This is a genomic window from Streptomyces sp. NBC_01481 (genome assembly GCF_026339995.1).
In the GTDB taxonomy this organism is placed as follows: domain Bacteria; phylum Actinomycetota; class Actinomycetes; order Streptomycetales; family Streptomycetaceae; genus Streptomyces.
In genome coordinates this window covers 245,937-259,399 of the sequence record NZ_JAPEPT010000006.1, presented here as the reverse complement: position 1 = coordinate 259,399, position 13,463 = coordinate 245,937, and the positions used below count along the sequence as shown (strand labels likewise).

10 protein-coding genes are annotated in these 13,463 nt (G+C 71.9%); 2 read left to right on the top strand and 8 right to left on the bottom strand.

Annotated elements, in window-relative coordinates; genetic code table 11:
* The first annotated feature begins 38 nt into the window (after nucleotides 1-38).
* Nucleotides 39-461 carry a YjbQ family protein gene (locus OOK40_RS31010; RefSeq protein ID WP_266488160.1) on the top strand — a complete coding sequence of 141 codons (423 nt, stop codon included), beginning with the start codon at nucleotides 39-41 and terminating at the stop codon, nucleotides 459-461.
* Nucleotides 462-560: 99 nt separating this feature from the next.
* On the opposite strand, the gene OOK40_RS31005 is transcribed toward OOK40_RS31010, so the two are convergent.
* Both OOK40_RS31005 and OOK40_RS31000 read right to left on the bottom strand, forming a co-directional pair.
* Complete coding sequence (locus OOK40_RS31005; RefSeq protein WP_266488157.1) at nucleotides 561-2,123, bottom strand: mucoidy inhibitor MuiA family protein; 1,563 nt, start codon at nucleotides 2,121-2,123, stop codon at nucleotides 561-563.
* A gap of 8 nt (nucleotides 2,124-2,131) precedes the next feature.
* Nucleotides 2,132-4,210, bottom strand: coding sequence for a DUF4139 domain-containing protein (locus OOK40_RS31000; RefSeq protein ID WP_266488154.1), 2,079 nt, complete (start codon nucleotides 4,208-4,210; stop codon nucleotides 2,132-2,134).
* Between the two features lie 110 nt (nucleotides 4,211-4,320).
* Between OOK40_RS31000 and OOK40_RS30995 the strand changes: the two genes are divergently transcribed.
* Complete coding sequence (locus tag OOK40_RS30995; RefSeq protein ID WP_266488153.1) at nucleotides 4,321-4,866, top strand: FABP family protein; 546 nt, start codon at nucleotides 4,321-4,323, stop codon at nucleotides 4,864-4,866.
* Between the two features lie 44 nt (nucleotides 4,867-4,910).
* Here OOK40_RS30995 and OOK40_RS30990 read toward each other — a convergent pair whose 3' ends face one another.
* The 6 genes from OOK40_RS30990 to OOK40_RS30965 all read right to left on the bottom strand — a co-directional run bounded on the left by OOK40_RS30990 (nucleotide 4,911) and on the right by OOK40_RS30965 (nucleotide 13,347).
* Nucleotides 4,911-5,681: a hypothetical protein gene (locus OOK40_RS30990; protein ID WP_266488151.1), complete on the bottom strand. Its 771-nt coding sequence runs from the start codon at nucleotides 5,679-5,681 to the stop codon at nucleotides 4,911-4,913.
* A gap of 53 nt (nucleotides 5,682-5,734) precedes the next feature.
* Nucleotides 5,735-6,499, bottom strand: coding sequence for a hypothetical protein (locus OOK40_RS30985; RefSeq protein WP_266488149.1), 765 nt, complete (start codon nucleotides 6,497-6,499; stop codon nucleotides 5,735-5,737).
* A gap of 214 nt (nucleotides 6,500-6,713) precedes the next feature.
* Entirely contained in the window at nucleotides 6,714-7,490 is a 777-nt protein-coding gene (locus OOK40_RS30980) for a hypothetical protein (protein ID WP_266488148.1), read from the bottom strand.
* Between the two features lie 13 nt (nucleotides 7,491-7,503).
* A complete protein-coding gene (locus OOK40_RS30975) occupies nucleotides 7,504-12,276 on the bottom strand; it encodes a putative T7SS-secreted protein (protein ID WP_266488145.1) in 4,773 nt (1,590 codons plus the stop codon).
* 2 nt (nucleotides 12,277-12,278) lie between these two features.
* Nucleotides 12,279-12,935, bottom strand: a complete 657-nt coding sequence (locus OOK40_RS30970) for a hypothetical protein (protein ID WP_266488143.1) — start codon at nucleotides 12,933-12,935, stop codon at nucleotides 12,279-12,281.
* Nucleotides 12,925-13,347, bottom strand: coding sequence for a hypothetical protein (locus OOK40_RS30965; protein WP_266488141.1), 423 nt, complete (start codon nucleotides 13,345-13,347; stop codon nucleotides 12,925-12,927). The genes OOK40_RS30970 and OOK40_RS30965 overlap by 11 nt, the downstream gene beginning before the upstream one ends.
* Nucleotides 13,348-13,463: the final 116 nt, after the last annotated feature.

Genomic DNA, 13,463 nt, shown 5'->3' with positions numbered 1-13,463 from the left:
CGCGCGCGATCGTACGGTGCGAACGGGAAGATGGACTCATGCCCGGACCCTTCACCACCAGGACCCTGACCATCTCCAGCGGCTCGACCGAGACGGTGACCGACCTGACCCGCGCCTGCAAGGAGTTCCTCACGGAGGCGGCGGGCGGCAGGGACGGCCTGCTCAATGTCTTCGTCCCGCATGCGACGGCCGGTATCGCCCTCATCGAGACGGGCGCGGGCAGCGACGCCGATCTGCTCGCCGCGCTGCACACCATGCTGCCCGCCGACGACCGCTGGCAGCACCGCCACGGCAGCCCGGGCCACGGCAGGGACCACGTCGTGCCCGCCTTCGTCCCGCCGCACGCCACCCTGCCCGTGATCGGCGGCCGTCTGGAGCTCGGCACGTGGCAGTCCGTGTGCCTGGTCGACACCAACAAAGACAATGCCAACCGTCAGGTTCGGTTGAGCTTCCTTGGGTAGCGGTCGCGAGCGAGACCGTGCCCGGCATCCCCGGCCCCCGGCTGGGGGCGGGAGCCCGGATCAGGCCTGCACCAGCCGGCGTGCAGCGGCCCACCGAGCTCAGAGCCCGGTGACTTTGGCGCTCGCCGACAGCTCGTAGACCAGGGTGACCGTGCGGCGGCCGCCGGGTGGGAGGGTGACGTCCCAGCGGGCGATGCCCTCGGCGTCGACCACGTCGGGCGCAGGGGAGCACGAATCCTTGTGCAGGCGTATCTCCACCGCCGAGATCTCGGAGACCGGGATCCGCTCCCGAAGGACGACCACCCGCTCGCCGTGCTCCCCGGGGGCGGAGAACCGGGACAGGTGCAGCCGGACCGTGCGGGTGACAACGGTCCGCTGGGTGATTCCGGCGGAGTCGCGGGACTCCTCGGCATCCCGGACCACCCTGTAGTCGTCGCAGCTGCCGAAGGCCAGCTCAACGGGGGCGCCGGGGGCGGTGAAGTCCAGCGTGCCGCGGCCGCTGAATCCGCTGCCGCGGACCAGGTCCACGGGCCCGGCGAGCAGCGCGTGGCCGGACAGGTTCTCGAACCGCACCACCTGGGTGACCAGGGGGGACAACTCCGGTGAGCAGGCGTACTCACTGCGCGCGGCCGTGGTGAATGCGGAGAGCGGCACTCGGTGGGCGCGGCCGTCACCGGGCACCGAGACCGGCGCGGGGGATCTCCACACCAGCGCCTCGCCGCCGTCGTCCACCCCCGGCAGGCCGAGCACCGGGGCCGGGCCGAGGGTCCCGATCTCCTCCTCGCGCAGTTCGACATCGACCGTGCGGCGCTCCGCTGCGGAGCGGTCCTTGAGCGTCAGCCGGTCCTCGCCCAGCCGTGGCGGATCGGTGGCCAGCGCCGAGCGGGCCGTCGACAATGTCAGCCGTACGTCCGACCAGTCCTCACCGGTGCGCTGCCAGACCATCGCGTCGGTCTCCAGTGTCAGGGAGTCCCCGTCGAGCACGGCCCGGTAGGCGGGCCGCCACAGCGCACACGGGGTGAGGTGGCTCAGGCGCAGCGCGACCGGCCCGGCGACCGCGGCCTCCACGGTCAACTCGATATGGCCGACCAGCTCGGCGGGCTCCTCCTCGGAGAGATGCATGGTCCGCTGGGCTTCCCCGAGTTCGGCAGCGAGGGCGGCCAGCCGGGCCTCCACGGTGCGGAGTTGCTCGCCGTACGCGTCGCGCTCGTCGTCCACCCGGTCCAGTTCGCGGGCCCAGCGGGACCGTTCGGTCTCCCCGGAGCCGGCGCCTTCGCCGATCTCCCGCAGCAGATCGGCGGCGAGGCGGCCGAGCAGGTCAATGCGGGCATGCAGCCGGTCGCGTCGCTGCCCCAGGGCCAGCCGCTCCTCTTCGAGGGCGTGTACGCGGTGGCGCAGAGCGGAGTCGTCGTCGGTGGACGGCAGCGGCCCGCGCGGCGTCCAGCTGCGGACGATCCGCACGTCGAGCACGGTCGAGGGGTGATCGGCGGTCAGCTCGGCATGGAGGGTCCGGTCGACGGCCAGCGCACTGACCGGCCCGAGACGCAGCCGCTGGACCCCGGCCTCCAGGTCGAGCACGACGGCGCGCTCGATGTGGGCGCGATCCTCGAGGCACGTGACGGCGGTGACGGGGAGGGCGATCGGCTTCGGGGCCGTGGACATGGCGTGTGTCAGCTCCTGCGGTTGCCGCCGACCAGGGCCTTGCCGGTCGGGATGCGGATCTCGTAGCCGCCGTCGAGAGCGGCAGTGGCGCCTGCGGGCAGGTCCAGCCGCCAGACGCGGGTGCCCGGCGCATGGCGATCGGGCCCCGTGCCGTCCTCGGGTGCCGTCCAGTCGGCCCGTTCCTCGATCCGGACGTCCGGTTCGGAGGTGACCGGCACCCGCTCGCGGACTTCGACGGTGACGGGTCTGGCGAGCCGGTTGGCCAGCTCCACGTGGACACGGTGGTCGAGCACGGTGGTGTTGTTGCGCAGGCCCGAGGTCGACTCGTGCAGGTTCGTACGGCGGGTGACCCGGATGCCCTCGGCCGGCCCGAGCCCCACCCGGCGGACACCGCCGGGGGCGAGCGTGGGCAGTGCTGCGGTCAGCAGGAAGTCGTCGTCGACGGTGACCTCCACCGGTCCGGCCAGCAGTGCCTGGTCGGTGGCGTTGGAGAGCACCAACGTCGCGTACACGGTCTGCTCCACGGACGGCACGCAGAGGTACTCGGTGCGCAGGCCGACCGGGATCTCGCCGACGGTGACGGTGTGCCAGGTGCCGTCCGACGGAATGTCGGCGCGGGCGGTGGCATCGAAGCGGTGGTCGAAGGAACCCGCCGACTCGCGGGGCCGCACGGCCTGTCCGGGCAGCGGCAGCGCGGCCACCGCTTCGGCGCGGCGGCGGTACTCGGCCGCCACCGGGTCGAAGGGAGAGTCGGGAAACAGCCGGCCTCTGCGACCGCCCTGCTCGTCAGGGCCGCACAGGACAAGGGCGGCATAGTCGAGCTCGGCGCCGCTCGGCTGCGGCGGAGCGGCTGCCGGTGCCGGAGGGGGTGGCGGCGGCGCGGCCGAACCGGGAGCCACGGGTGCCATGGGAGCGGGGGCCCCGGCGAAGGATCCGCCGCCGGCACCCAGCCTGCCGGCCCCTCGCGACCGAGCCGGCTGCGCAAGGTCGGGCATGCCGCCGCCGAAGGCCTCCGGGGGAGCACCGTACGCGCCGCCGGGCACCGGGAGCGCCGAGGGCGGCCCGCCGTAACTCTGCGGTGCCGGCGGGGGAGGGGGCGGTGGCGGCACGGGACCGGGCGCGGAGCCGGCCCCGACGGCCTCGGGTCCGGGTCCGGCGATCGGGGCGGGGCGAGGGCCTGCCGCGTCGTAGGCAGCGAACAGGTCGGCGAGACCCGCCGGGGGCTCGCGCCAGCCGGACGGCGCGGGGGCGGGCTGACGGCGTCCGATGCGGACCGAGCGGAGCCTCTGGAGGTCGGTGCGGCGCCGAAGATCGGCGGTGGCCAGGGCGATGCGTACGCCGGCCCAGTCCTCGCCGGTCCGCTGGGCGACCGAGGCGCGCAGCACCAGACGGCCGCTGCCGTCGCCCTGACGGTGAGTGAGACGGTACGTCGGTACCCAGACGGCGCCCGGCACCCCGTACTCCAGCTCCACCTCCGTGTCCCCGGTGCCGTCGAGGGTGAGGACCGCGCAGACCGTGGTCTCCACGTGCGCCGGCGGTGCGTCGGTGGATGCGCGGTCGAGCCTGTCGGCGGCGAGGTCGAGCTCGTGCTCGACCTCGCGCAGCGCCTCCTCCAGCTCGACGAGGCGGGTGTGCAGTCCCGTCAGCCGCTCGTCGACGAAGTCGGCGAGCCCCAGCCACGCGTCGACCGGGGTGCGGCGGTGCGGGTCCTCGCGCTTGCGGGCAGGCGGAACCGGGTGGAGAGCCCTGACCTCCTCGATCAGACTCAGCTGCCGGTCCCGGCGCCCCTCGGCCGCCGCGTACTCGTCGCGCAGCCGCTCGACCTCGCGTCGCAACGCGTCGGGCGTCCCCGTCGCGAGCGGCTCGGCCTCGACTTCCACCCGGGCCTCGGTGACGCGCACCCCGGGGGCGCCCACGGCACGGGCCCGCAGCGAACCCGGGTCCAGCGAGCGGGGCAGTCCCGTCACCCGCACCCGGCCGTCGGGCGGCACGCTGCCCCGGGTCAGACGGCGGCAGACCGCGCCTTGCGCGTACACCACGACCGAATCGAGGGTCGACCCCCACCTGTGTGCCGGCTCAGCCGTCATGTACTCCGCCCCCCGCGCCGCGTTCATGCTGAGCGAAGCCTACGCTCGGCCGGTAGGTGCGTCCGCCTAAGCTGCCATTCGGCACCGGCCGCGACCCAGGAGCGCACATCATGTCCGACCCCGCCCAGAAGCCCCCGTATCCCGACGCCCTGGGATTGGGCGAGGCACCCGCACCGCACGCACTGCTCGTGCCGGTGATCGGGCTGCTGGGTACCTGGGTCGGCCGGGGCCGGGGCGGATATCCGACGCTCGACAAGGAGTTCACGTACGCGCAGGAGGTCACCTTCAGCCACGACGGGCGGCCGTTCCTCCACTACGAGGCGCGCGCCTGGCTGCTCGACGCGGACGGTACCCCGCTGCGGCCGTCGGCCCGAGAGGCCGGCTGGTGGCGGCTGCAACCCGATGGACGGGTCGAGGCGTTGATCACCCAGCCCACCGGCATCGCGGAGATCCTGGTCGGCAATGCCGTCGCCGGCACGGTCGACCTCACGAGCCACGAGGTGGCTCTCACTCCCACGGCCAAGGAGGTGAACGCCACCCGCCGCCGCTACACCGTGACGGACGAGGACACGCTCGACTTCGTCCACGACCTCGCGGCGGTCGGTCAGCCCCTGCAGCACCACCTTTCCGCACGGCTTCGACGGAACCTTCCCTGACCAGGCGTCAGAGGTCGGGCGTCAGGCAGGCGGTGCGATCCTGTTCACGGCTTCTGTTCGGTCGGCCTGGCGTAGTCCTCGACCAGGTCGCCGATGAGCGCGAGCAGGGCGTCGACCCGGTGCCGGTCCTCGCGTTGGCTCCGCAGGCTGTGGTCGAGTTCCCGGAGCTTGGCCAGGGCGGCCGGGTCCCGGCTTCTTACCGCGTCGAGCAGCGGCGTGGTGATCAAGTCCATGCATGCGGTGAAGAGAAGCCGGGTCGCCGGGGCGGGGGGAGCCGGGTCCGGGGCGCCGAAGGCGGTGGTCAGGTACCGAGCGGGGTCGGTGAGGCTCCAGCCGACGACGCTGCCGTGCTGGACGAGGAGCGCCACGTCGGGGGCGATGCCGATGCGGGCTTCCAGCGGCTCGTCGAGGACATCGAGGTCGCGCAGACAGGTGAGCACAGTGTCCCCGGGGGCGCGGCAGAGCTCCGTGGTCACCTCCAGGCGGAAGTCCCGGGCCTCGTCCGCGCGAAGGCTGCCCGGGCGGACGGGGGGCGCGGCGGGAACGCGGGAGGAGTCCGCGGCATCGGCGGCCGCTCCGGCCAAATGAAGCTCGGCGCCGACCAGTTCGAGGCTGCCCTGATCGAACCGGAGCTCGTCAGGCGTGTCCCACAGCCACGGCCCGCTGCCGAACGTGTCCAGCAGGAACCGCTGCCATTCCTCCACGTTCGCGTACGCCGCGATGCGCACACGAAAGTCCCGGAAATCGAAGCGCGGCACCACGCGCAGCGGATCGCCCATCACCGTCGCGTTCCAGTCGTCGATGGTGAGTCTCATGCTGGATGCCACCCCATCGAACCTGCACCCGAAGCCCTGGCCTTCGTCCTCGTTCACCAGTTCCCGTAGTCCTCCACGTAAGTGGCGATCAGCTCGAGCAGGGCGTCGGCTCGGTGGCGGTCCTCGCGCTGGGCGCGCAGGGCCTCATCCGCGGCCCGGAGGCGGGCCAGGGCGGCCGGCTCACCGTCCACCACGTCGTCGACCACCGGCGTGGTGACCAGGTCCAGGCATTCGGTGAGCAGGCGACGAGTCGCGGGGGAGGGCGGGTCGGGGTCGGGGTCCGTGAACGTGTTCGCCAGGTACTGTGCGGGATCTGTGAGGGTCCAGCCGACCACTGTGCCGTGCTGGACCACGAGCGCCACGTCGGGGGCGATGCCGATACAGGCTTCCAGCGGCTCGTCGAGGACGTCGAGGTCGCGCAGACAGATCAGCACGGCATCCCCGGGAGCGCGGCACAGCACCGTGCACATCTCCTGCCGGAAGTCCCGGACCTCGTCCGCGCGGAGCCCGCCCTGGCGTACCGCGGGTAGGACGGGAACGCGAACGGAGGTCTCGGCGTACGCGGAGAGGTACGGCATCTGGAGTTCGGCCCCGACCAGCTTCCGGCTGTCCGGGTCGAACCGGAAGACGTCAGGCGTGTCCCACAGCCAGTGCTGGCTACCGAAGGTATCCGCGACGAACCGCTCACGCTCCATCACGTCCGCGTAGCGCGCGACGTCCACAGAGTCGCCCGTCAAGCGGGGGGCGATGGGCAGCGGATCGTCCGTCACCGTCACCGTCGCCGACCAGTCACCGTCGAACGACAGTTTCATGGTCATTCTTGCCTCATCTGATCTGCATTCCCGGAGATGCGCGTTCCAGGTCGGGGTCGCCGCTGTCTGGCGGGAGGGCGAAGGACCTGGTGTCCTCCGCCACGAGCCGCAGGGGTTCGGGGCGGCGTCCGGAGATCGCCAGGAACGGAGGGGGCGTCCACCGGGCGCCTCGACGGCCAGCGATCGAGTCGCCCTGGACGAGGAGTGCCGGGCCCGGGCTTCACGGCTTCTGCTCGGTGGGTCGGTCGGCGTAGTCCTCCACCAGGTCGCCGAGGAGCGCGAGCAGCGCGTCGGCTCGGTGGCGGTCCTCGTGTTGGCTCCGCAGGCTGTGGTCGAGTTCCCGGAGCTTGGCCAGGGCGGCCGGGTTCCGGCTCTTCACCGCGTCGAGGAGCGGCGTGGTGATCATGTCCATGCATGCGGTGAAGAGGCGCCGGGTGGCCGGGGCGGGGGGAGTCGGATCGGGGGCGGCGAAGGCAGTTGTCAGGTACCGCACGGGGTCGGTGAGGCTCCAGCCGACGACGGTGTCGTGCTGGACGAGGAGTGCCACATCGGGGGCGATGCCGATGCGGGCCTCCAGCGGCTCGTCGAGCACGTCGAGATCGCGCAGGCAGGTCAGCACGGTGTCCCCGGGGGCTCGGCACAGCTCAGTGGTCACCTCCAGGCGGAAGTCCCGGGCCTCGTCCGCGCGGAGGCCGCCCGGATGGACGGGGGGTGTGGCGGGAACGCGCGCAGAGTCCTCGGCATCGGCGGACTCATAGGGCAATCGGAACCCGACGCCGACGAGTTCCCGGCCGGCCGGATCGAACCGGAGCTCGTCGGGAGCGTCCCACAGCCACTCCTGGCTGCCGAAAGTCTCCACGAGGAACCGCTGCCATTCCTCCACGTCGGCGTACTCCGCAATGCGCACACATTGGCCCGGGAAGTCGAAACGCGGGGTGCTGCGCAGTGGATCGCCCGTCACCGTTGCATTCCAGTCGCCGTCGAGGGTGAGTCTCATCGTGCTTGCCGCCTCATCGAATCTGCACTCCGGGAGCCATGTAGCCGTTCTTGGCGGGAATCCTGCCCTCCACCACGTCTGCGTGGGTAATCGGCCCACCGGGATCGGTCGGCAAGCCGCCGAGCGCCCTCACGCCGGAGTCGCCCCTGATGCCGGACGGGCCGTATGCCGTGATGACGTTGCCTGCGCCGGCGCCGCCACCCTCCGCCACCACGATGTCCTCACCCTGACGGAAGATCAACCTTCCGCTGCCCGCCGTCGAGTGGTACACCGCGTCCGGGCTCTTGAGGATCTCCAGGACCCGTTCGTCCCTGAAGCCGTGCATGGAGTCCCCGTGGTAGTTGCCTGCCTTGTTCATCCGGTCGCCCTGGGCTCTCTCGACAACCTTGTCTGCGGTCTCGATGGCCTTTTCCCTGGCCTGCTGGGCCTTCTCCTCCTTCGTGTACTTGGGCATGAGGCCCAACGGGTCGCACCCGCTGTGCGGGTTGTCCACGTACGCGAGGGGGTTCGGGGCGGGAGCCAGGCCGAGGGGGTCCGGGGAGGTGTAGCGGCCGCTCTCCGGGTCGTAGTGCCGGAAGTAGTTGTAGTGGAAGCCGGTCTCGGGGTCGAAGTACTGGCCGGGGAAACGCAGCGGGGTGTACGTGCTGCTGTTGCGGGTCCAGGCGGTGGTGCCCCACAGGGTGGACCGGGAGTGCCACGCGATGTCGCCGGACTCGTCGATCAGTTCGGTGGGGGTGCCGATGAGGTCGGTGGCGATGGCGAAGAAGCGGCGGTCGATCTCCTCCTGGCGTCCGTCGGGCGTGAGGATGCGCTCGGTCTGGGCCAGGGGGACGTCGGCACGGTGGTCCCAGGTGAGGGCGACCGTGTGCGGGAGGTCCGGTTGGTGGCTGGTCTGTTCGCACAGGGTCAGGCCGTCCCAGGTGAAGCGGACCTCCTCCACCACGCTCTCGTCGTCGGCCGCCAGCCGCTGCTTCGCGGTGCGGCGGCCCAGGGCGTCGTAGCGGTACCTCCACCGTGTTCCGTCGGGCGTGGTCACGGAGGTGAGGCGGTTCTCCGTGTCCCACGCGTAGCGCCAGGTGTCTGGCTTGCGGGAGAGACGGGTCTTCTGCCGCAGGACGACCCTTCCGAGGGCGTCGTGCTCGAAACGCACGCCTCCGGCTCGGGTGATGGTGGTGCCCGTGTAGGCGCGTGGTCCGATGGCCTCGCTGCCGGGGTGGCCGGACGGCCAGGACGCCGAGGTCTGGTTGCCGGCGTCGTCGTAGGCGTACCGCTCCGTCCAGCCCTGGGCATGGACGGCGGTGACCCGGCCTGCCCGGTCGAGATCGAAGGTGCGGGTGCCCGACAGCCGGTCCGCGACGGAGGTCAGGTGACCGTCCGCGCGGTATGAGTAGGCGCGGCTGTTGACGGCGCGTCCGCCGGCGGTGATGTGCTGCGCGGAGAGCCGTCCGGCCTCGTCCCAGGCGGAGGTCATGGTGATCGCGTCGCCGAAGACACGGGCCAGCTCGCGGCCGGCGGCGTCGTGGGTGAAGTCGACGCGGTGGCCGCCGGCGATGAGGCGGTGGGCCTGCCCGTCGGCGCCGTAGACGTAGGAGGTGACGTGACCCGTGGGTGTGGTGCGGCGCGTACGGCGGCCCAGGACGTCGTACGCGTACATGAGGGGGCGGCCGTCGACCAGCTCCGTCTTGGTGCGTCCGCGACGGTCGTACTGGTACCGCAGCTCGCTGTCCGGTCCGGTCGCCTCCAGGAGGCGACCGGCCCTGTCGTAGGCGTAGGTCGTCACCTGGCCGTCGACGTCCTTGGCGAGCACCTGGCCGAGCTGGTCACGCTCGAACGCGATGGTCCCGCCGAGCGCGTCGACGCGGGCGGCCAGCCGGCCCGCGGCGTCCAGCCGGTAGGTGAGGGTGCGTCCGTCGAAATCGGTCTCGGAGACGATGTTGTCGGCACCGTCGTACTCGTAGGTCCAGGTCAGACCTTGCGGGTTGGTGACGCGGGTGAGGCGCAGCCCGGCGTCGTGCTCGAACTCGTAGCGCGCGCCGTCCGGTCCGGTGCGGGCGACCGGCAGGTCGCAGTGGGTGTACTCGAAGCGGGAGACCCCACCGGAGGCGTCGGTGCGGGTGAGCAGGTTGCCCTCGCCGTCGTAACTCGATGACTCCACCGCGCCGTCGGGGCCGGTGCGCCGGGCGAGCTGTCCGTCGGCGTGCCATTCCAGGCGGGTGACGCCGCCCATCGGATCGGTGATGCGGATCGGCCTGCCGAGGGCGTCGCGCTCCGTGCGGGTGATGGCGCCGGCCGGGTCGGTCACCTCCACGGGCAGCCCCACCGCGTCGCACACCACGCGTGTTGTGGCCCCGAGGGCGTCGGTGACCGAGGTGAGCCGGCCGCCGTGGTCGTAGGTGTAGCGGGTGGTGGTGCCGGCCGGGTCGGTGACCGCCGTGCGGTTGCCGCGTTCGTCGAACTCATGGACCGTACGGGCGCCGTCCGGCCCGAAGACCTCCACCGGCAGGCCGAACAGGCCGCGCACGGTGCGCAGTTCGCTCCCGTCGGGGCGGGTGGCGGAGATGAGCCGATCGTCCTCGTCGTACGCGAAGGCGGTGGTGAGGCCCAGCGGGTCGGTGCGGGTCATGAGGTTGCCGCGCGGGTCGTAGCTGAACCGGGTGGTGTGGCCGAGGGGGTCGGTGATGGCCAGGAGACGGCAGCCGGGGCCGAACAGGTGGCGGGTCGCGTGCCCGTCGGCGGTACTGAGCGTGGTGGTGTGGTGGCCGGTCTCGGGGGCCGGGTCGGTGTAGGCCAGGGTGATCTGGATGTGGCCGGCCTCGCCGCCCTCCGCAACGACGCGGTCGCGGTCGTCGTAGACGTAGTCGTAGCGGCTTCCGTTGGAGTCGATCCAGGCGATGACGCGGCGGCGGTCGTCGTACACGAAGGTGGTGGTGGCGCCGGACGGCTTGGTGGCGGCGGTGAGGTCGCCGTCCTGGTAGCCGTAGCTCATCAGGGGCAGGTCCGCGCCGCCCTCGCCCGCGCCGGCCAAGGACAGGGCGGTGACCAGGCCGTCGGCGACGGACAGCTTCACCTGATGGCCCGCCGAGTGGACCAGGGCCAGCGGCACTCCGTCCTCGGTGCGGTCGACGGTGAGGGAGTGGCCGTTGCGTTCGGTGATTCCGGACAGCCAGGCGTCGCCGTCGCCGCCCGGCTCGCTGCCGGCCGGGGCGGTGAAGTGGAAGGTGAGGCCGCTGTCGGGGTCGGTGACCGTGTAGTCGCCGTCGGCGTCGCGGGCCAGCAGGGTGCGGGCCCTGCCCGTCTCCGGCCGGGTGGGCGCGCCGGGCACCGGGTGCGGGTACGGGATCAGGAGCCCGTCGGCGGTGACGTGGACGACGCCGACGGCGTCGATCTCCAGACGCTCGTCGACGGTGGACGTCCAGGCGGGACCCAGGAAGCGGCCGACCGCGCAACCGGACTCGGTGCGGCGGGTGAAGACCAGCGGCAGGATGCCGGGCAGTTCGATGTCGGTCTGGGGCAGGAACATCCGGCCCGTGGCGAGGTCCACCGGGTCGCCGCCGGCCTTGCGGTCGCCGTCCGGGGTGTTGTGGGTGCCGTCCGGGGCGTTGTCGACCAGCTTGCGGGCCTTCGCGGCGTCAGCCATGTCCGCGGCGATGCGTATGCCCTTCACCGCGGCGCCGCCTCCGCCGGTGGCCACAGTCAGAGCGGCGTCGGGCAGCAGACGGCCCAAGCCCTCGTACGGGTCCTTCATGAAGTCGCTGATCATCTGGCGGCCGGTGCCGATCGGGTCGTTGGCGGCGACCACCAGCCCTGCGGCCAGGCTGTTGAGGGAGGTGGCGTACTCGGCCGGGTGCGTGATGTTGTACGCGTCCAGGGGGTTGATCCCCCGGACGAAGTTCAGGATCCCCGCGGTGCCCTTGATGATGCCGCCGCCGACGTGGTCCCCCATGATCTGCAGTTCCTGGAGCCCGTCGCGCAACTGCTCGGCGTACGACGGCTTCTCCGGGGCCTTGTCACGGGCGGCGCGGACCGCGGTGCGCGCGGTCTCCGCGGCCGTGTTCCGCTGCTTGCGGGCCTCGGCGAGGATCTCCTGCGCTTCCTGCATCAGCTTCTGGCCGGGGTCGGCGAACGTCGGGGCGGGGCAGGGCGGGAGCGTGGACGGGTTGCGCTGGTCGGCGGGCTGGGCGTTGTAGCGGTCGACCGCGCTGTTGTAGTGGTCGATCTTCTTGCGGTGGGCGTCGGCGGCGTCCGTGGAGGCCTTGGTGCCCTCCTTCCACTTGTCGATCGCCGTCTGTGCCTGCCCCTGCGCCCAGGTGACCGTGCCGGCGAACGCCTCCAGCGCGGAAGCCGCCTTCTCGCAGGCGTCGGCACCGGTGAACCACTTGGGCGGCTGGGTGCGCACGGCGGTCCGCAGGGCCTCGGCCGCCTCGCCCTTGAGCTGTGAGGAGTCGAGTCCTTTGAGGCCTTTGCCGGCGTTGTCGAAGGACTTCTGGAAGGTGCGGAGTTTCTTGGCGTTGGAGCGGATCGTGTCCGGGCTGCCGTAGATCAGCTTGGTCTTGTCCTCGGTCTGCCCGAGGTCCATCTCGTCGACCTCGGCGCCCATCCGATTGGCGACCGAACGGGATTGCTCGCGTACCCAGTCCGCACCGGACTCCCAGCCGACGTCGTCCAGCCGGTCGGCGGTCCAGTTCCCGGCGTCCTCGACCCGGTTGCCGACCCACTCGGCGCCGTCCTCGACCGCGTCCTCGACCGAATCGGGCGTGATGTCACTGATGAAGTCGCCGATACCCATGCTCAGTTCCCCCCGGACTCACCCTGCTGCGGTGCCTGCTGGGCGCGTTCCTCCGGCGACGGGCCGAAGGTGTCGTCCAGCGCCTGGTTCCACTGGTCCTCGGAGATGCCGAACTCGTCGTTCAGCAGCTCCGACTGCCGGCCGCCGTAGCCCTCGGTGAGGACGGTGCGGCCGGTGTCCTTCCACGTCTGCTCCATCTCCTGACCGGCCCGGTCCCACGACTCGGCGCTCCAGTCCGGGTCCAGGTAGTCCGGCGTGAACACGTCGCCCCAGTCCTGCTTCGTGATCTCCTCCTCGGTGGCGTGCGGGTTGCCGCCCATCACGGAATTGACGCCCACCTTCAGTGCGCCCTCGACGTATTGGTCGTGCTCCCACTGGGTGCCCGCCGCCAGGCCGAGGCGGTTCGCGATCGCGCTGGCGTCGCTCACCAGGGCGCGCACGCCCCACTCCCAGCGCTCGCAGAAGTCCTCGAAGTCGACCGAGAGGCCGTGGTGCCCGGCCTCCATCCCGGTCATCGACAGCTCCGAGAAGCCCTTGCCCATCACGGAACCGGTGGCGCCGCCGAGTTCACCGAGCTGGTCGATGGTCGCGCCCACGCCCTGCGTGAACTTCGCGACGGACGCCTTGTCGAAGTTCAGATCCGCCCCGTCACCGCCCATGGCTGCGCCCCTCCTCCGCCTCACCGAAGTCGACGGCGGCCGCATCCGGGACGATGCCAACGACCGGTGGGAAGAACATCGACCCGTCCTCGGTGGCGATGTCGACGGCGAGGCCGGCCGGCTCGTCCAGGGACGGCACGACCTCGTCGACGATGCGCGCGCCCAGCAGCGCGGCGTAGTCCATCGGCTGATCACCGGATGCGTGCAGCAGGGCGAACCGGGCCAGTGCGGCCTCGTCGGTGAACCCGCAGATCCACCGCACCCCGCCCGACCGCGCCGACCAGAGGCCTCCGCCGGCCGTCGGCACGAGAAGGACCGAGCGCCGCATCTCACCTACCAGCGCACGAGGGTCACCGACTCCCCTTCTCTGCTCGGCAATTCGCTCGGCGAGCGCTGTCCTTGCCTGCTCCACGGCCCCTCCCCCGTCTTAGGTGACTGATGGACCGTAGATCATGACGCGCGGAATGGCGGGGTCGGTTCTCGTGAGGTCCGCTCGGGGCCGACTGGTCTCAGGGCACGGGAGCCGCA